The organism is Arthrobacter sp. MDT1-49-2, assembly GCF_059090185.1.
On the sequence record NZ_JBNHFK010000002.1, the window covers coordinates 140,998 to 157,865 of the forward strand.

Here is a 16,868-nt window from a genome sequence, read left to right on the forward strand (position 1 = left end):
CACCGCTACGGGCCGAAATCCTCCTGCAGACGTTCGAGGTTAGGCCCGATATTGCCAGGCCGGCCCGCGCCGTCCGGCAGTGCCCCCATCCGGCCCAGCACCAGGACAACCGCCACCGTGAGTACTGCCACCACCAGCAGGGCCAGCAGCGCCCGTCCACCCGCCGGCCTGGGATCGGCAACCACCTGCACCCTTGGAGACGTACGGTAGGCACCGGTCGATGCCGCTGCGGTTCCGATCCTCGGCGGTACCTTGGGCGCGGAGGCCAGGGGCAGTGCGGCCGAAGGCATCGAGGTTCCGGGCCGCTCCGCATCTGGCTCAGGATCCGCCTCCGCAGGCAGGGAAACGGAGGGAAGCGGCGCCGACGGATGAATCGGCCGCGCAGCCTCCGGGCCGGCGCCCTCCGCCTCAGCGGTGACCGGACCGTTCCACATTTCCGCCGAGATGGGTGGCGGGCCGGACGCATCGGCGGCACGGACAAAGCCCTCGGCCCTGCGAGAGTCCAGCAATGCCGCCGAAACCTCTGCCGCCGTCGGGCGAAGATCCGGATCACGGCTGGTCATCGCCGCCAGCAGATCACGCCAGTGGCCGTCAAGAAAGGACGGCAGGTCCGGATCCCTGCTGAGCCTGGCGACGGCGGATTCAATGGCGCTGCCGCCGAATTCCACTTTGCCGGTGAGGCATTCGAGCAGGACAAGGCCCAGGGAGTACACGTCACTGGGTGCACCGGCGCCCATCCCGGACGCCTGTTCCGGACTAAGGTAATTCGCTGTGCCCAGCGTGGCACCGGCGGCGGTGATCCGGGCGCCGTCGAGGATCCGGGCAATGCCGAAATCGGTCAGCTTCGCCCGCGGCGCCGTTCCTTCGATAGCGGGAGGCAGCAGGATGTTCGCGGGTTTGACGTCCCGGTGCACCACGCCGCGGTGGTGGATGTAGGCCAGCGCCCCTGCCAGCTCGGCCCCGATGAAACCGACGTCGGTTTGCCGCACTCCGTCTTCGCGCAGCCGTTTCCGCAGATCCGTTCCATCCACCAGTTCCATCACGAGATAGGTCCGGGGTTCGCCGTCTGCCTCCGCCTGCACGCCGTCGTCCTTGCCCGCATCGAAGAGGGTCACCAGTCCCGGATGCGAAAGCGAGGCGAGGAGCCGCATTTCGTTTTCCTGCCGCCCGACATCGTCCGGAGCGGCTGCGCTGGCCCGGAACAGCTTTACCGCGACGCTGCGCCCGAGTGCATCATCCCGGCCCCGGTAGACGGTGGCCATCCCACCATGCCCGATGGGTTCGATGAGTCGGTATCGGCCTGCAATGAGCCTGTCCAGGCCACCCGTTGCGCTGGTTTCCATGCTGCAACCTTCTCTCGCCCTCTCTAGCGTAGCGGAGCAGATTCGTGGCGTAGATGGCCCGTAACGACTTTTTTTCTCCTTGGATTTACCCCTCGTGGATGCCTCGGAACTGCGCTAAACTGACCCGCCGCCAAAGCCGTTTTACAGCGACGTAGCGAGGTATTCCGAGCCGCAGGCCGCGCGCTGCGGGCGGACGCAGGATGACACTCGCGGGGCCCCCGCCGGGTACGGCGGCGGGCCCGAAACCGGTGGGCGCCCTGGACCGCTCGATCTGGGTGTCCGCCCGCCGGGGAACGCAGAAGCAGGACGGGAAATCCCGTCCTGCTTCCGATTCAAGCCGGCCCGTGAAACGGACCTGAAAGTCTAGTTAGACGACCTGGATGTTAACCGCCTGCGGGCCCTTGGGGCCCTGCTCGGTATCGAAGCTAACCTTCTGGTTTTCTTCGAGCGACCGGTAGCCACTGGCGTTGATAGCGGAGTAGTGAGCGAAAACATCGGCACTGCCGTCATCGGGCTCGATGAAGCCAAAGCCCTTTTCAGCGTTGAACCATTTCACGGTACCTGTTGCCATTTTTAATCATCCTTCTGAACGAAACCTGCCCCGACCGTCGGGGAGTTTCACGTTGCGCTGCCTTTTTGGACAAGTACAGAAAAAGCGGCTCCCCCTGGATCTGGGTTCTGCCGCTTGAACATACACATTGCACAACACCGCAACTGCTAAAAGTATATAACGCACCCCTCGGAGAGTCACCCCTCTGCGACCCCATAGGGTGGAAGTATGGACTCCCCGATTGAGAACTACCTGCGCCGGATCCATGCCGAGATAGCGGGCATGAAAGACGGCCATCCGTACAGCGCCATTCCGGCCATGGCCAACGTGGACCCCGATCACTTCGGCATAGCCCTGGCCACGGCCGACGGCTACGTCTACGAAGTCGGTGACACCCGCGAAGAGTTCAGCATCCAATCCATCTCCAAACCGTTCACCTACGGGCTGGCGTTGTCGGATCTGGGCATGGACGCGGTGGATGAAAAGGTGGACGTGGAACCGTCCGGGGACTCGTTCAACGAGATCTCCCTGGCGGAAGGAACCGGCCGGCCTGCCAACGCCATGATCAATGCCGGTGCCCTGACCGCCACGTCCCTGGTCAAAGGCTCCGGCGGCAGGTCCCGGTTTAAACGCATCCTGGATACCTACTCCGCCTTCGCCGGCCGGAGCCTGGATGTGAGCGAACGGATTTACGCGTCCGAACTGAAATCCGGGCACCGCAACACTGCCCTTGCCTATCTGCTGCGCTCCTTCGGCATCATCGAATCCGATCCCACACCGATCATCGAGGACTACTTCCGGCAGTGCTCCGTACTCGTCAACGCCCGGGACCTGGCACTCATGGCAGCCACCCTGGCCAACGGCGGGCGGCATCCCCTGTCCGGCGATGAGGTGCTGGACCTTTCCTCCGTGGAACGGGTCCTGTCCGTCATGACCACCTGCGGCATGTACGACGACGCCGGATCCTGGATCAGCAACGTGGGCATGCCCGCCAAATCCGGCGTGGCCGGAGGCATCCTTGCCGTTCTGCCCGGACAGGTGGGGCTTGCGGTCTACTCCCCTCCCCTGGATGAGCACGGCAACAGCGTGCGGGGCGTCGCCGTCAGCCAGCGGCTCTCCTCGGACCTGGGCCTCCATTTTGTCCGGGCGGCCCGGACCGGACGCTCGGCCATCCGTGCGATTTACGACATCACCGCCACTCCCTCCGGCATCCGCCGCACCGACGAGGCAGCCGAAATCCTGGCCGGACACGGGCACCGGGTGCAGGTCATCGAACTCAACGGAGATCTCCTCTTTGCCGGGGCGGAGTCCATGGTCCGTGCCCTCAGCGAACTGCCGGAGGAGGTCGAGATCGTGGTCGCCGATCTGCGCAGTGTCGATGAGGTTTCCGACGTCGCCATCAGGCTGATTGCCGAAGCGGAGGACATGCTCCGCCGCAACGGCCGAGAACTGGCGCTGGTGGATGTGGAGGGATCCGTCACCGATGCGCTGCAGGAGCTGGGCCGTGACACCGCCTCCTTCACTACCCGTTCCGCTGCCGTGGAGTGGAGCGAGAACAGGCTCCTCGAAGGCCACGGCTCCGAGTTGGTGCTGCCGGCCAGCATCAAGCCGGTGGATTCCCCGGCCCTGAGCCCCCTGCAGCCGGAAGAAGCCGCGCTGCTCCAGGACATGATGGAGGAACGCACCTACGAGGACGGCGGCGTTGTCCGCCGCGTCGGCCAGCGCTTTGGCGGTGTGTTCTTCATTGTCTCCGGGCATATCACCACCTCCATGCCGGGGCCGGACGGCAGCAGGGTGAAGCTTGCCACGCTGGGACCGGGCATGACGTTCGGCGAAATGGCCATGGGTGAGGACAAGCGGCAGGAAACCACGGTCAAGGCATCCGGACCGCTGCAGGTGATGGTCCTGACCGCCGATGCCATTGAGGAACTGGCCGCCAAGGACCCGGTGCTCAGCATGAATCTCTGGAAGGCCCTGACGCAGGATGCGTACACCCGCGTGGAGCAGTACCTGCGCGAGGCCGCCGTGCGGATTCATGACTAGTTAGCGGCGCCGGGCCCGGAGTAATTCCGGGCCCGGCGCACTGGCCGATCCCTGCGGGTCGGGGTTCCGGCAGCCCATGGTGCCCCGCGGTGTGCCCGTTAACGCAAAAGCAGGACGGGCGAACCCGTCCTGCTTGGTGCTGTTACGGCATTGAAGCCGTTACAAAGTCTCTAAGAAATTAGAGGGCCTGGATGTTCGAGGCCTGCGGGCCCTTGGGGCCCTGCTCGGTGTCGAAGCTAACCTTCTGGTTCTCGTCCAGCGACTTGTAGCCGTTGGAGTTGATAGCGGAGTAGTGAGCGAAGACGTCGGCGCTGCCGTCGTCGGGCTCAATGAAGCCGAAGCCCTTTTCGGAGTTGAACCATTTCACGGTACCTGTAGCCATTTTAATATTCCTTCTGGATTGAAACACTTCCCGACTTTCGGGAGGTTTCAGTCGCGGTGTTCCTTTACCGCTTTTACAGAAAAGCGGCTAGCCCGTTTGGGTTTCGCCGCTTGAAATACAAAATGCGCAACACAACAACTGCGTTTCAGCCTACACGAGGTTCCCCGGCAAGTCCAAACGGCTCTCCGGCGGCGTTACTCCGGCAGCATCAACTCCGCCGGAATCCGTTCCCGGTTCGGCACCCGGTGCAGCAGCAGCGGATCTATCCGCTGGCCTCTCCGCAGGACGGTCACGTCTCCGGTGGTTTCCAGCACAGCTGCCGCCACCTCGGAGAAATTGCGGATCCCGGACTGGCGGAGCTTGAGGTACAGCTCATCCTCCACCACCCGTGCCCGGCGCAGCCCGTCGGGAAGTACCTCGCTGCCCGCCATCAGCAGGATCGGCCTGCTGGTGAGAAACCGGAAGTCTTTCTTCCTGCACCAGCGCTCCAGGCGCAGCATCCCAAACAGGGTGGCCAGGCCAACGATGCCGGCGGCGAGGGTGGGCGTATAGCCCAGCACGACCCGGCCAAGCAGCGAACCCAGGGCAATCACCACTGCTTTGTCCAAGGTTGACCACGTGGCCAGCGCGCGCAGCCCAAAGGCCCGCACAAAAAAATAGAAGGCCGCGTAAATGCCAACGGCCCCCAGGACTACCCAGAGTGCTTCCAGCGGGGCGATGCCGAGGTTGTGCCACACGGCGCATCTCCTTCTGTAAGGAAATCTTCGGGTGCGGTGTCTTCCCGATGCTAGCGCCGCGGCCCGCCAGGCAGAAGGCCCGGCCCGCCCGGGCCGGCGCCCCGGCCCACCTCGCGTCAGGGCATGCCCCGCATCGGAGCACAGCCCGGAGAGGAGCGCAGCCCGGAGGGGGCTTCAGGCGAAGACCGGCTCCCCCATGTATGCCGCGGCCATATCCTTCTGCTCCGGTGTCAGGCGCTGCAGTGCGCCCGTGGCCCCGCCCACGAACGCCAGGGTGGTCTCGGCCCGCACGCACGGCTTGGACGTGACGGGGTCCGAGATTACATGGGCCAGCGTCAGGCTGGCGCCTTTGAGCGCGCTGATCCAGACGTCGACGTCGGCCGGGATGTTCCGGTAGGTCAGCTCGGCGACATACCGGATGCGGTGTTCCACCACCAGCGACTGCGTGCCCGGCGGAACGTTGGTGAAAAGCGGCACGGCCGGCGCGTTGCCCGGTCCTCCCGTTCCGCCGGGAGGACCAAAGGCGTGCACGCGGGCCTCTTCCAGCATCCGCACGATTTCCACGTTGTTGATGTGCCCGTAGGCATCCATGTCCCCCCAGCGCATGGGAACCGAGCAGTGGATGGCGGAAGCAGGCGCGGCTGTGGTGCTAGGGCTCATCCTTCATATCTAGCACAACAGCCACAGCCGGTTCCGCTGCCTAGGCGCTGACGGGCAGGGCAGCCTCGGCGAGCAGCTGGAAGGAACGCAGGCGGGTCTCCAAGGTGGCCGTCTGCGTGGCAACGATCAGTTCATCCGCCTGGGCATGGCCGGTGAACCAGTCCAGGTAGTCCCGAACTTCCTCCGGGTTGCCGACGGCGGAGTATCGGCCCATCTGCTTGACCTGCTGGCCGCCCGGGGACTGCAGGATGGCATCCGCTTCCTCATCGGTGAAGGTGCGGTCGCGGCCAAAGAGCTGGGTTACCCGGCGGCGCTGGGAATCCGCAAACAGTTCCTGGGCTTCTTCGCTGGTCTCCGCGGCAATCACGTTGACGCCGGCAATCACGTACGGCTCGGCCAGCTGGGCGGAGGGCTTGAAGTCGCGCCGGTAAATGCTCACCGCGTCCTGCAGCGCCTGCGGGGCGAAGTGCGAGGCGAAGGAGTACGGCAGGCCCAGGGCCGCGGCCAGCTTGGCGCCGAAAAGGGAGGACCCGAGGATATACAGCGGCACGTTGGTGCCGGCGCCCGGCGTCGCATTGATGCCGGGAATCAGGGTGTTGCCCGTCAGGTAGCCCTGCAGCTCCTGAACGTCCTGGGGGAAGCTGTCCGCGGACATGGGATCCCGGCGCAGGGCGCGCATGGTCTTCTGGTCGCTGCCCGGGGCACGGCCCAGGCCCAGGTCGATACGGCCGGGGAACAGGGCTTCCAGGGTGCCGAACTGCTCGGCAATGGTCAGCGGCGCGTGGTTGGGCAGCATCACGCCGCCGGCGCCCAGCCGGATGCTCTCCGTGTGGGCGGCAATGTAACCGATCAGCACGCTGGTGGCCGAGGAGGCGATGGTGGGCATGTTGTGGTGTTCGGCGTACCAGATGCGGGTGTAGCCGAGCTTTTCCGCTTCCCGGGCCAGGGCCAGGGAAGACGCAAATGAATCTCGTGCGGTCTCACCCTCATCGATGATGGCGAGATCGAGAATGGAGAGCGGGACAGTCATTGAGGCGTGCCTTTCAGTTTCCGGTGTACCCGGTTGTTTTTGCCCGGGCACGCTAGATGCAACCTCCGGGGACTCCGGCTTATTTCTTCCCTCCGTGTGCCGGGCCTAACGCCCGCCATGTCCGGAGGCAGCGCTAGGCTCGGCCTCCGTGACGCGCCAGGTAGCCGGCCAACCGGCTAAAGGACTCGCTCCACCCGCTTTCATGCGCCAGCAGTACCCGGTCCTCGCTGAACGGGCCCTCCCGGAATGTCATGCGGGTGAGTTCTCCTCCGTCCCGGTCCTGCAGCGGCCGCAACTCCACGCTGAGCACCCGTACAGGGCCCGCTGGTGTGCCGTCAGCATGCTTCCACTGCTGTGTCACCTCGAACTGGTGCGGCGGGCGCAGGATCCGGTATTCACCGCCCCACCACATCTCGTCACCCGTGGCGGTATGGACCATGCATGCCTGATAGTCCCCGCCTTCGTAGTGGTTCAGGGAGACACGGTCCGGCGGAACAACAAAGCCCTCGGCCCCCCACCACGCCGTGATCCTGCCCAGATCGGTCCAGGCCGAATAAATGGCGGAGGGACCGGATGGCAGATCCCTCACCATGTGCAGGAAATCCTCGCCGTCGTCGGGAAGCTGGTCATCCATGGAGGGCTCCTAGCTGGCGGGACGGGTGGTGCGGCAGTCCTTATTCCAGTGTGGAACCGGTGCCCGGAGAGCACAATGCCGCGGCACACGGCAGCGGGGCACTAGTTTGGATGGCGTGAGCATTCATATCGGGACATCGGGTTGGGCCTACAACCACTGGCGCAATGTGCTCTACCCCAAGGGGGTGCCCGCACGCCTCTGGTTGGAAACCTATGCCGCGGAATTCGACACCGTGGAATTCAATGGGAGCTTCTACCGCTGGCCGCGGGAAGAGGCCTTCGCGGCATACCGGGACCGCTTGCCGGAGGGGTATGTCTTCTCGGTCAAGGCGCCCCGGGGCCTGACCCATGCCCGGAAACTGCGGGACCCGGACGAGTGGGTGGGGCGGATCGACCGCTGCTTCCAGGCGCTGGGCAACCGTTCCGGCATCCTGCTGCTCCAGCTTTCACCGGATATGCAGCGCGACGACGACCGGCTGGACTACGTCCTGTCCCACCTCCCGCAGGCCATCCGGGTGGCGGTGGAGTTTCGGCACGAGAGCTGGAACGCCGAGGAAGCCTTCCGCATCTTGGAACGGCACAATGCGGCCTACACCGTGATGAGCGGCGCCCACCTGCCCTGCACCCTGCGCGCGACGGCGGATTTCGTTTATGTGCGCCTGCACGGCCCGGACCCGGAGCACCTGTACGCGGGCTCCTATTCCGAAGCGGACCTGCAGTGGTGGGCCGGGAGGATCAGGGAATGGGACAGCATGGGCAAGGACGTGTACGCCTATTTCAACAACGACGGCGAGGGGCACGCCGTGCGTAACGCGTGGCGCCTGCGCGAAGTGATGGACATGTGACGTCTGACATACTTGGATGCCGTAACCCCCTGATCTACCCCCTAACGAACGGCAATCCAAGATAATGACTGACCAGACGTACAAGGTGATCGCCATGGCGGTCTACATGCTCGCGATGCTGGCCATCGGCTGGTGGGCCTACCGGAAAACCAACAGCCTCGATGACTACATGCTGGCCGGCCGGGACCTGAAGCCCGGCGTCGCCGCGCTGAGCGCCGGTGCCTCGGACATGTCCGGCTGGCTGCTGATGGGCCTGCCCGGCGCAATTTACGTGTCCGGCCTCGTGGAAGGCTGGATCGCCGTCGGGCTCACCGTCGGTGCGTGGCTGAACTGGAAGTTCGTGGCCCCGCGGCTGCGGGCCTACACTCTGGTGTCCAACAACTCGATTACGGTTCCCAGCTTTCTGGAGAACCGGCTCCGGGACCGCTCCCGGACCCTGCGCGTAGTCTCCGGCATCATCATCCTGGTCTTCTTCACTTTCTATGTTTCCTCGGGCATCGTGGCCGGCGGGGTCTTCTTTGAAAGTTCCTTCGGCTCCACCTACGTGACCGGCATGCTCGTTGTCGCTGCCGTCACCATTGCCTACACCCTCTTCGGCGGATTCCTCGGGGCCAGCTACACCGACGTCGTGCAGGGGCTGATGATGGTCGCGGCGCTGATCCTGGTTCCCGCAGTGGGACTGGCGCAGGTGGGCGGTTTCGGCGGCATGGTGGATTCCCTCCGCGAGGTGAACCCGGACATGCTGGACCCGATCGCCGGCGGCACCGCTCTGGGCATCATTTCGGCTCTGGCCTGGGGCCTGGGCTACTTCGGCCAGCCGCACATCATTGTCCGTTTCATGGCGCTGCGCTCCCCCGCCGATGCCAAGGCCGGCCGCCGGATCGGCGTCGGCTGGATGGTCTTCAGCGTCATCGGCGCCATGTTCACCGCCCTGGTGGGTGTGGCCTACTTCCAGCAGAACGCCCTGACCCTGGATGATCCCGAAGCCGTGTTCCTGAGCCTGGCGCAGATCCTCTTCCATCCGCTGGTGGCCGGATTTGTCCTGGCCGCAGTACTGGCCGCGATCATGAGCACCATTTCCTCCCAGCTCATCGTGACGTCCTCGGCCCTGGTCGAGGACCTGTACAAGATTGTGCTGAAGCGGGACGCGTCGCCGAAGTTCCTGGTCACGCTGGGCCGGCTTGGCGTGCTGGTGGTTTCGGTGATCTCCATCCTCATTGCCCTGGACCGCAACGCAACCATCCTGGACCTCGTCGGTTTCGCCTGGGCCGGTTTCGGTGCGGCGTTCGGCCCCACCATCCTGTTGGCTCTGTTCTGGCGCCGGCTGAGCATTGCCGGCGCACTGACCGGCATGATTGCCGGTGCACTGACCGCCTACATCTGGGGCAGCGTCGATGCCCTGTCCGGCACCCTGTACGAGATTGTGCCCGGCTTCTTCATCAACGTGCTCCTGGCCGTGGTGGTCAGCCTGGCCACGCACAAGCCCTCCCCCGAGGTGGATGCGGAGTTCGACGACGCCGTGCGGCTGGCGAAGGCGCCGGCGGCGGCAGAGGAAGCAGCGGCGGTCCGCTAACCTACACGGCCGAGCCGCCCCAAGACGGCGCCTTCCCACGTATGGGAGGGCGCCGTCCTTTTGGGCCGCTGTTCTAGCCGATATCCCGCCGCCGGAACCCTGCAAACCCGACCAGGAGCAGCACGGCGGTGACCACTGATATCCCCAGCAGCCCGCTCAGGTCCGGGAGACCCGAACCGGCAGTGGGAACGTGCCAGAACGGGCTGATCCCCAGGGCCCAGTCCGGCAGCCGGAACGTGGGCCCCAGCAGGGTGAGCGCGAAGGAGAGCAGGACGCCGGCCCACGCGGCGACGCTGAACCGGGGGCGGACGCCCACAACGGCCGCGGCCACGGCGGCAGCGGTCCACACGGCCGGGATGGTCAGCACCGCCTGTGCGAAAGCGGTCCCGAAGCTGATTCCCGTCCCGGCAGCAGCCGAAATGAGGGCAATAACCGTGCCGGAAACGAGGGTCATCATCGCGGGGAACACCAGGGCCGGAACCACATTGGACGCGTAGTAGCGGGTCCTGCCCAGCGGGGCAGCCAACAGCGGGTCGAGCCGGTCTTCCCCCTCCTCTGACCGCACCCGCAGGTTTATCTGAACCCCGGCCACGGCGGCGATGATGCCCACCAGGCTCAGGATGGTCTTGATAAAGGATCCGGTGAGCTCCGTTACGGGGACCGGCAACGGTTGCAGACAGGCGGGAGCCGTCCAGCTGAACGTCGTGGAGGCCCGGTACGGCTGCTGCCTCCGACGGCCGGCCAAGGGTTGCGTGAACGGTGGCCCGGGCCGTCCCGCGCAGTTCCTGCAGGGTTCCGGTCCGCACAATGCTGCCCTCACGGATGATGCTCAGCCGGTCCGCCAGGTTTTCGACCTCTGCGAGCACATGGCTGCTGAGCAGCACTGTGGTGCCGCGCTGCCTCGCATTGATGATCTCGGCTTGGAACACGTTTTCCATCAGCGGATCCAGGCCGCTGGTGGGTTCATCCAGGATAAGCAGTTCGACGTCGGCGGCCAGGGCGGCGACCAGGGCAACCTTCTGCCGGTTGCCTTTGGAGTACTGGCGTCCGCGCTTGGTCGGATCCAGTTCAAAGCGATCCAGCAGTTCCGCCCGGCGCCGCGGGTCCAACCCGCCCCGCAGGGACCCCAGCAGGTCGATTGCTTCCCCGCCGCTCATGCCCGGCCACAGGGACACATCCCCTGGTACGTACGCCAACGTGGACCTCACCCCGCTGCACCTCCAGGTCCACACTCCGCAGCGCCGGGAACCTGCCGAAGGACTTCCGCAGTCCATGGATCTCGATCACCGACATGTCTGCAGCCACGGACAGCTAAATTCCCAGCGAGGCCAGGGTGTTGCGCAGTGTCTCCGCCGAATCCATCAGCTTCTGCGTCTCGGATTCATCCAGCGGCATCTCCAGCATTTTGTACACGCCGTTGTGGCCCACAATCGAGGGAAGGGACAGGGCCACTCCGCTGATGCCGTATTCGCCGTTCAGCATGGCAGAGACGGGCAGGACGGCGTTCTCGGCATTGAGGACCGCTTCGACAATCCGTACCCCGGCCAGGCCGATGGCGTAGTTCGTGGCGCCCTTGCCCTCGATCACCTGGTACGCGGCGTTGACGACGTCGTTGGTGGCCGCCGTCAGGAATTCATCAGTGAAGACCTGACGGCCGCTGACTTCCCATTCGCGGATCGGCACCGGGCCGATGGTCGCATTTGACCAGACGGGGAACTCCGAATCGCCGTGCTCCCCGATGATGGTCGCATGCACGCTGGTCATCAGCACGTGGGCCTTGCGGGCCAGCAGCAGACGCAGCCGGGACGTGTCCAGCACGGTGCCGGAAGAGAAAATGCGGTTGCGCGGCAGTCCGCCGATCTTCTGTGCCGCCACGGCCAGGACATCCGCCGGATTGGTCACCTGGATGTAGACCGCGTCCGGGGCCTGTTCGATCAGCTGCGGAATGAGCTTTTCCAGTATTCGTACGTTCGTGCCGGCCAGGTCCAGCCGGCTCTGGCCCGGCTGCTGGCGGGCACCGGCGGTAATCACAATGACGTCGGCGCCGGCCAGGGCCTTGATGTCGCCCCCGCCGGTGACGGTGTTTGCTCCGGTGAACTGGGTGCCGTGGGCAAGATCCAGCCCTTCCGCCTCGGCCTTGACGGCATCAATGTCGTAAATGGCGATCTCGCGGGCGGCATCCCGGATGATCGCGGCGTAGGCCAGAGACGTGCCGACGCTGCCAGCACCCACAATCCCCAGCTTTGTGACGGGTCGGGTGGTGATATTGGCCATTCTCACGCCTCGCTCACGATAGGAAGGAACCCCCGTTCCCCACGATAAGCGGGCCCCGTCCGGAACGGAACGGCCCGCCTCGTGACCGGGCTGTGTGCCGGCTAACCGGCGCAGGTCTCCGGCGCGGCGCCGGTACACGGGTGCTTCATCATCATCTTGTTCCAGGCCCTTGGGAAGCCTCAGCGCCCGGCAGCATAACCCTGCATGCCCCGCGGGTTCGCCGCTGCCTGCAGCACTCCTGTTTCGGGATGGCGGGTGACCGCGGACAGCCGACCCAGCGACCAGTCCCCTGCCCGGGTCACGACGTGCCCGCGGGCCTGAAGCTCCGCGATGACGTCTTCGCCCAGCCGGTCCTCCACCACGGCACCGCCCGGCGTCCAGGTCCGTGGCCAGAATGAGCCCGGGATGGAGGTGGTGTGCAGGGCGGGGGCGTCGATGGCCTGCTGCGGGGTGTACCCGCCGACAATGGTGCGCAGCAGGTAGAGCAGCTGCCACTGATCCTGCTGGTCCCCGCCGGGTGAGCCAAGGGCCGCCACCGGGCGTCCGTCCCTCAGTACCAGCGTGGGCGTGAGGGTGGTACGAGGACGCCGGCCCGGTGCCAGCGTGGACGGCGCACCCTCTTCCAGCCAGGTCATCTGCAGGCGGGTGCCCAGGCAGAATCCCAGTTCCGGAATGGTGGGCGAGGACTGCAGCCACCCGCCGGACGGGGTGGCCGAGACCATGTTTCCCCACCGGTCCACCACGTCAATGTGGCAGGTGTCCCCGCGGGTTTCGCCGCTGTGCTGCACCGTAGGCTCGCCGGCTCCGGCAAATCCTGCCCCGCCCGGGCCGGCCTCCCCGGACCTGCCGCCGCGTGCCATGTGCGCAACGTGAGGCACGTACTCCGTACGGAGCGGCGGGATGAACGGAGTTCTGCCCGGGACGGTGCCCGGGCGGAACTCATGGGAGGCTCTCTCCCCGATCAGGGCCCGGCGCGAGGCGGCGTATTCCTCACTCAGCAGGTAGGCAAGCGGCACGTCGCCGTCACCGTAATAGGCCTCCCGGTCCGCCATCGCCAGTTTCAGTGCTTCAAGGATGGTGTGGGCGCCGATCCCCGCGCACGGGTCCAGCCTCCCGTCCTCGAAACCAGCTAGGATGGCCAGGGTCTGCAGCAGGGCGGGCCCCTGCCCCCAGGGACCGGTTTTGGCAATACTGAAGCCGCGGAAGGCGAGCGTGACCGCCGGTTCGTAGCCCGCCTCGCCGGCGGCAAAATCCGCCAGCGTCAGCACACCCGCATGATCCGTTCCTGAGGAATGCCGGTGCGGGAGACCGGAAAAGGAAACCGCTGCACGGGCGACAAACCCCTCGCGCCATTCCCGGCGGGCCGCATCGATGCGCGCACTGCGGCCATCCGCATCGCCGCCGGCCGCTACCAGCCGGTCCAGCACGGAGGCATATGCCTCGTTGCGGATCAACTCCCCTGCACGCGGCGGTCTGCCTTCGGGCATCCACTGCGCGGCGGAACTCGGCCAATGGTCGGTAAACAGCTGCTCCACCAGCGTGACGGTTGCTGCCACCCGTTCCAGCACCGGATGGCCATTGCGGGCGTAACCGACGGCGAAGGACAGCACATCTTCCAGTTCCCAGCTGCCGTGGTCACGCAGCAGCAGCAGCCAGGCATCCACAGCGGCCGGAACCGCCGCGGCCAGGGCACCTGCGCCCGGAACCAGATCCAGCCCCTCCGCCAGGTAGTGGTCCCGGGTGGCCCCTGCAGGTGCCCGCCCCTGGCCCATCAGCACCACGGGTTCCGAGGGGTTCTCCGCCGTCACAAAAACCCCGGTCATGTCACCGCCGGGCCCGTTCAGATGCGGTTCCACAACATGCAGCACAAAGGCTGCGGCCACGGCCGCGTCAAAGGCATTGCCGCCCCGTTCCAGCACGGGCTGCGCGGAGGCGGTTGCCAGCCAGTGCGTGGAAGCACTCATGCCGAAGGTTCCCTGCAGGGTGGGCCTGGTGCTGAATGGTGCAGGCGGGGTGAAGGACGCGGAGGTGTCTGACATGGCGAAATCGTTGCATCTTTACACAGGGTTTTGAATACAATCGGGGGTTCAACCGGCGTTTCGTTTACCGACGCCGGTCATTGCCTAGGGAGACCAACCACCAGTGAAGCGCCTCAACGCCGTGCCCACCGACCGTCTGCACCTGTGGCTGATGCTGGCCCTGACGTTCTCCACCGGCGTGGTGGATGCGGTGGGTTACCTGGGGCTGGACCGGGTGTTCACCGGCAACATGACCGGCAACGTTGTCCTGCTGGGCATGGCGTTCGCCGGAGCGGAGAACCTGCCCATCCTGCGGCCAGTGCTGGCGCTGCTCTTCTTTATGCTCGGTGCCGCCCTAGCCGGACGCATGCTGCGCAAGGGGCCCGAAGGCTGGTCGCTGCGAACCTCGATCTCCTTAATGGTGGTGGCAGCGTTCATTACCGCACTGGCCGTGTTCACCCTGGTGGTGGATGTGCAGGGCAACGAGATCCTTGGCGGCATCACGACGTCGACCCTCGCCACAGCCATGGGCGTCCAGGCTGCGACGGCGAAACGCCTGCAGGTTGCCGAGATCACCACCGTGGTGGTGACCTCCACCATCACCGGACTGGCCTCGGACTCCCGCCTGGCCGGCGGGAACAGCCGGTTCTGGGTCCGGCGGGCGCTGGCCATTGCCCTGATCCTGCTCGGCGCCCTGGCCGGCGCAGCATCACTGAGTGTCGGACTCTGGCTCGGGCTGGCCGTTTCCGCTGCAATCTCCATAGCCGTGGCCCTCGCCGGGTATGTGCGCCATCACCGCGAGGACACTCCCGCCGGCGGGGCGGCAGAGGGCTAGGACGGGGCATCATTCCGGCTCCCCGGCCCGCCGGCACGCGTTGAAGGGTTACCTGCCGGGAACTCAGACGTAGGCTTGAGGAACGCTTATCCCACCAGGCATCCCAACCCGTATTTCCGGCGCCTTGCCGGACGGCCCGGGAAGCCCCATCCGTAGCTGCCCGCCAGTGGCCCACCGCGGAGGTTCGTATGGAGAGCTTCACCCCAAGCACTGATTCCGTTGCCGGCAGCGTAGCGCTCTCCGCCCTCGTGGCGCTGCTGCCGCTGCTGACCTTTTTCCTGCTGCTTGCCTTTGTGAAAACCAAGGCCTACGTGGCGGGAGCATGGGCCCTGCTGGTCGCACTGGCGGTAGGCGTGATCGGCTTCGGTATGCCGCTGGGCCTGGCATTGCTCTCGGCAACGCAGGGTGCGGCGTTCGGACTGTTCCCGGTGGTCTGGATCATCGTCATGGCCGTCTGGCTCTACCAGGTCACGGTGCTCAGCGGCCGGTTCGAGGACCTTCGGCGGGTTTTTGATGCGATCGGCGGCGGGGACATCCGGGTCCAGGCCATTCTTGTTGCATTCTGTTTCGGCGGACTGCTGGAGGCCCTGGCCGGATTCGGTGCTCCTGTGGCCATTACCGTCACCATGCTGCTGGCCCTGGGGATTGCCCCCATCCGGGCGGCGACGGCCGTGCTGGTGGCCAACACCGCCCCGGTCGCCTTCGGTGCGCTGGCCATTCCCATCACCACCGCCGCGAACCTGACCGGTTACACCGGAGAAGAGATCGGTGCCATCGTGGGCCGGCAGACTCCCGTCCTGGCCCTGTTTGTGCCGCTGATCCTGCTCTTCATCCTCGACGGACGGCGGGGCCTGCGGGACTGCTGGCCGGTGGCCCTGTTTACCGGCGTCGTGTTCTCTGTCTTTCAGTTCCTGTGCTCGAATTATTTCTCCTACGAACTCACGGACATCGTCTCCTCCCTGGCTGCCATGGCGGCCGCCGTCGGATTCCTGCGGTTCTGGCATCCGCGGAACGGCGAGGACGCGGACCGGCGGATGACGGCGGAACTCGCCGAAGCCCGTGCCGGCGGCTGGACCCCCGCGGGTGCCGGGGAGGGCAGCGAAATGATGACTGCCGAAAGCGATACGGCAGCAGACCGGCTGACGCCGTCCCGGGCCTGGATGGCGCTGTTCCCCTATGTTGTGGTCATTGTGATTTTCGGATTCGTGAACCTCTGGACCTGGGGCGTGAACATTCCCGAGGCCCTGGCCCGCACCACCATAGAAATCCCCTGGCCGGTGTTGCACGACGCACTGCTGACCGGCACCGGCGAGCGCCAGTCCGCCACCGTCTATTCCTTCGAATGGCTGATCAGCCCCGGCACCTTGCTGCTGATTACCGGCCTGATTGTCACCTTCGTCTACGCCCGCTTCGATGAAAACGGCAGATACCCGCTGGCCGTGGGTAACGCGGTGCGGGAAATCTGGCGGACCGCAGTACGCCTGCGGGCCGCCGCCCTGACCATTCTGGTGGTACTCGCCCTGGCCTATGTCATGAACTTTTCCGGGCAGACGGTGTCCATTGGCACCTGGCTGGCCGCGACCGGTTCCTTCTTTGCGTTCCTCTCTCCCGTGCTGGGCTGGATCGGCACCGCAGTCACGGGATCGGACACCTCCGCCAATGCCCTGTTTGCCAAACTGCAGCAGACCGCCGGCTTGGAAGCCGGGATCAACCCGCAGCTGATGGTTGCAGCCAATACCGGCGGCGGGGTGATGGGCAAGCTGATCAGCCCGCAGAACCTGGCCATTGCCGCGGCGGCAGTGAACATGAGCGGCGCGGAGTCCGTGCTGCTCCGCAAGGTGGTCGGCTGGAGCGTGCTGCTCCTGTTGGCCCTGTGCATCCTGGTCTATCTGCAGTCCACTCCGGTCCTGGGGTGGATGCTTCCCTGAGTCACCCCGCAGACCCT

General features: G+C 65.7%; 15 protein-coding genes and 1 pseudogene. 5 read left to right on the forward strand and 11 right to left on the reverse strand.

The features are described 5' to 3' along the window. Positions 1-5 precede the first annotated feature (5 nt). Together AC5RTS_RS03165 and AC5RTS_RS03170 are read right to left on the reverse strand one after the other, a co-directional pair. Positions 6-1,343, reverse strand: a complete 1,338-nt coding sequence (locus AC5RTS_RS03165; RefSeq protein WP_493990619.1) for a serine/threonine-protein kinase — start codon at positions 1,341-1,343, stop codon at positions 6-8. 367 nt (positions 1,344-1,710) lie between these two features. Further along, positions 1,711-1,914 carry a cold-shock protein gene (locus tag AC5RTS_RS03170; protein ID WP_227904088.1) on the reverse strand — a complete coding sequence of 68 codons (204 nt, stop codon included), beginning with the start codon at positions 1,912-1,914 and terminating at the stop codon, positions 1,711-1,713. Positions 1,915-2,121: 207 nt separating this feature from the next. On the opposite strand from AC5RTS_RS03170, the gene glsA reads away from it, so the two are divergent. Next, positions 2,122-3,936: a glutaminase A gene (gene glsA / locus AC5RTS_RS03175; RefSeq protein ID WP_493990620.1), complete on the forward strand. Its 1,815-nt coding sequence runs from the start codon at positions 2,122-2,124 to the stop codon at positions 3,934-3,936. A 178-nt stretch (positions 3,937-4,114) separates the two neighbouring features. Here the strand turns inward: glsA and AC5RTS_RS03180 are convergent, their stop codons facing one another. The 5 genes from AC5RTS_RS03180 to AC5RTS_RS03200 form a co-directional block, all read right to left on the reverse strand. After that, positions 4,115-4,318, reverse strand: a complete 204-nt coding sequence (locus AC5RTS_RS03180; RefSeq protein ID WP_146362594.1) for a cold-shock protein — start codon at positions 4,316-4,318, stop codon at positions 4,115-4,117. A 194-nt stretch (positions 4,319-4,512) separates the two neighbouring features. Continuing rightward, positions 4,513-5,055, reverse strand: a complete 543-nt coding sequence (locus tag AC5RTS_RS03185; protein ID WP_493990621.1) for a DUF421 domain-containing protein — start codon at positions 5,053-5,055, stop codon at positions 4,513-4,515. A gap of 174 nt (positions 5,056-5,229) precedes the next feature. Continuing rightward, positions 5,230-5,715 carry an acyl-CoA thioesterase gene (locus AC5RTS_RS03190; protein WP_493990622.1) on the reverse strand — a complete coding sequence of 162 codons (486 nt, stop codon included), beginning with the start codon at positions 5,713-5,715 and terminating at the stop codon, positions 5,230-5,232. A gap of 40 nt (positions 5,716-5,755) precedes the next feature. Then, complete coding sequence (locus AC5RTS_RS03195; RefSeq protein ID WP_493990623.1) at positions 5,756-6,745, reverse strand: LLM class flavin-dependent oxidoreductase; 990 nt, start codon at positions 6,743-6,745, stop codon at positions 5,756-5,758. Between the two features lie 133 nt (positions 6,746-6,878). Next, positions 6,879-7,379 carry an SRPBCC family protein gene (locus AC5RTS_RS03200; protein ID WP_493990624.1) on the reverse strand — a complete coding sequence of 167 codons (501 nt, stop codon included), beginning with the start codon at positions 7,377-7,379 and terminating at the stop codon, positions 6,879-6,881. 115 nt (positions 7,380-7,494) lie between these two features. Between AC5RTS_RS03200 and AC5RTS_RS03205 the strand changes: the two genes are divergently transcribed. Together AC5RTS_RS03205 and putP are read left to right on the forward strand one after the other, a co-directional pair. Continuing rightward, the gene (locus AC5RTS_RS03205) at positions 7,495-8,223 is read left to right on the forward strand and encodes a DUF72 domain-containing protein (RefSeq protein WP_493990625.1); all 729 of its coding nucleotides are present in this window, start codon (positions 7,495-7,497) and stop codon (positions 8,221-8,223) included. 64 nt (positions 8,224-8,287) lie between these two features. After that, on the forward strand, positions 8,288-9,796 hold the full coding sequence (gene putP, locus AC5RTS_RS03210) for a sodium/proline symporter PutP (RefSeq protein WP_493990626.1): 1,509 nt from the start codon (positions 8,288-8,290) through the stop codon (positions 9,794-9,796). A 73-nt stretch (positions 9,797-9,869) separates the two neighbouring features. On the opposite strand, the gene AC5RTS_RS03215 is transcribed toward putP, so the two are convergent. The 4 genes and pseudogenes from AC5RTS_RS03215 to AC5RTS_RS03230 form a co-directional block, all read right to left on the reverse strand. Then, positions 9,870-10,463 carry an efflux permease Rv1217c-related protein gene (locus AC5RTS_RS03215; RefSeq protein ID WP_493990627.1) on the reverse strand — a complete coding sequence of 198 codons (594 nt, stop codon included), beginning with the start codon at positions 10,461-10,463 and terminating at the stop codon, positions 9,870-9,872. Between the two features lie 259 nt (positions 10,464-10,722). Continuing rightward, positions 10,723-11,070: pseudogene (locus AC5RTS_RS03220) on the reverse strand (ATP-binding cassette domain-containing protein); the annotation flags it as partial. Between the two features lie 37 nt (positions 11,071-11,107). Continuing rightward, the gene (locus AC5RTS_RS03225; protein WP_493990628.1) at positions 11,108-12,070 is read right to left on the reverse strand and encodes an L-lactate dehydrogenase; all 963 of its coding nucleotides are present in this window, start codon (positions 12,068-12,070) and stop codon (positions 11,108-11,110) included. Between the two features lie 179 nt (positions 12,071-12,249). Further along, a complete protein-coding gene (locus AC5RTS_RS03230) occupies positions 12,250-14,109 on the reverse strand; it encodes a gamma-glutamyltransferase family protein (RefSeq protein WP_493990629.1) in 1,860 nt (619 codons plus the stop codon). 103 nt (positions 14,110-14,212) lie between these two features. On the opposite strand from AC5RTS_RS03230, the gene AC5RTS_RS03235 reads away from it, so the two are divergent. Both AC5RTS_RS03235 and AC5RTS_RS03240 read left to right on the forward strand, forming a co-directional pair. Then, positions 14,213-14,923: a YoaK family protein gene (locus tag AC5RTS_RS03235; protein ID WP_493990630.1), complete on the forward strand. Its 711-nt coding sequence runs from the start codon at positions 14,213-14,215 to the stop codon at positions 14,921-14,923. Between the two features lie 188 nt (positions 14,924-15,111). Further along, positions 15,112-16,851: an L-lactate permease gene (locus tag AC5RTS_RS03240; protein ID WP_493990631.1), complete on the forward strand. Its 1,740-nt coding sequence runs from the start codon at positions 15,112-15,114 to the stop codon at positions 16,849-16,851. The last annotated feature ends 17 nt before the right edge of the window (positions 16,852-16,868 follow it).

Excerpts from the sequence above, each read along its gene's own strand:
- AC5RTS_RS03165 (WP_493990619.1), bottom strand. The coding sequence starts at position 1,343 with ATGGAAACCAGCGCAACGGGTGGCCTGGACAGGCTCATTGCAGGCCGA.
- AC5RTS_RS03170 (WP_227904088.1), bottom strand. The coding sequence starts at position 1,914 with ATGGCAACAGGTACCGTGAAATGGTTCAACGCTGAAAAGGGCTTTGGC.
- glsA (WP_493990620.1), top strand. The coding sequence starts at position 2,122 with ATGGACTCCCCGATTGAGAACTACCTGCGCCGGATCCATGCCGAGATA.
- AC5RTS_RS03180 (WP_146362594.1), bottom strand. The coding sequence starts at position 4,318 with ATGGCTACAGGTACCGTGAAATGGTTCAACTCCGAAAAGGGCTTCGGC.
- AC5RTS_RS03190 (WP_493990622.1), bottom strand. The coding sequence starts at position 5,715 with ATGAGCCCTAGCACCACAGCCGCGCCTGCTTCCGCCATCCACTGCTCG.
- AC5RTS_RS03195 (WP_493990623.1), bottom strand. The coding sequence starts at position 6,745 with ATGACTGTCCCGCTCTCCATTCTCGATCTCGCCATCATCGATGAGGGT.
- AC5RTS_RS03200 (WP_493990624.1), bottom strand. The coding sequence starts at position 7,379 with ATGGATGACCAGCTTCCCGACGACGGCGAGGATTTCCTGCACATGGTG.
- putP (WP_493990626.1), top strand. The coding sequence starts at position 8,288 with ATGACTGACCAGACGTACAAGGTGATCGCCATGGCGGTCTACATGCTC.
- AC5RTS_RS03225 (WP_493990628.1), bottom strand. The coding sequence starts at position 12,070 with ATGGCCAATATCACCACCCGACCCGTCACAAAGCTGGGGATTGTGGGT.
- AC5RTS_RS03230 (WP_493990629.1), bottom strand. The coding sequence starts at position 14,109 with ATGTCAGACACCTCCGCGTCCTTCACCCCGCCTGCACCATTCAGCACC.
- AC5RTS_RS03240 (WP_493990631.1), top strand. The coding sequence starts at position 15,112 with ATGGAGAGCTTCACCCCAAGCACTGATTCCGTTGCCGGCAGCGTAGCG.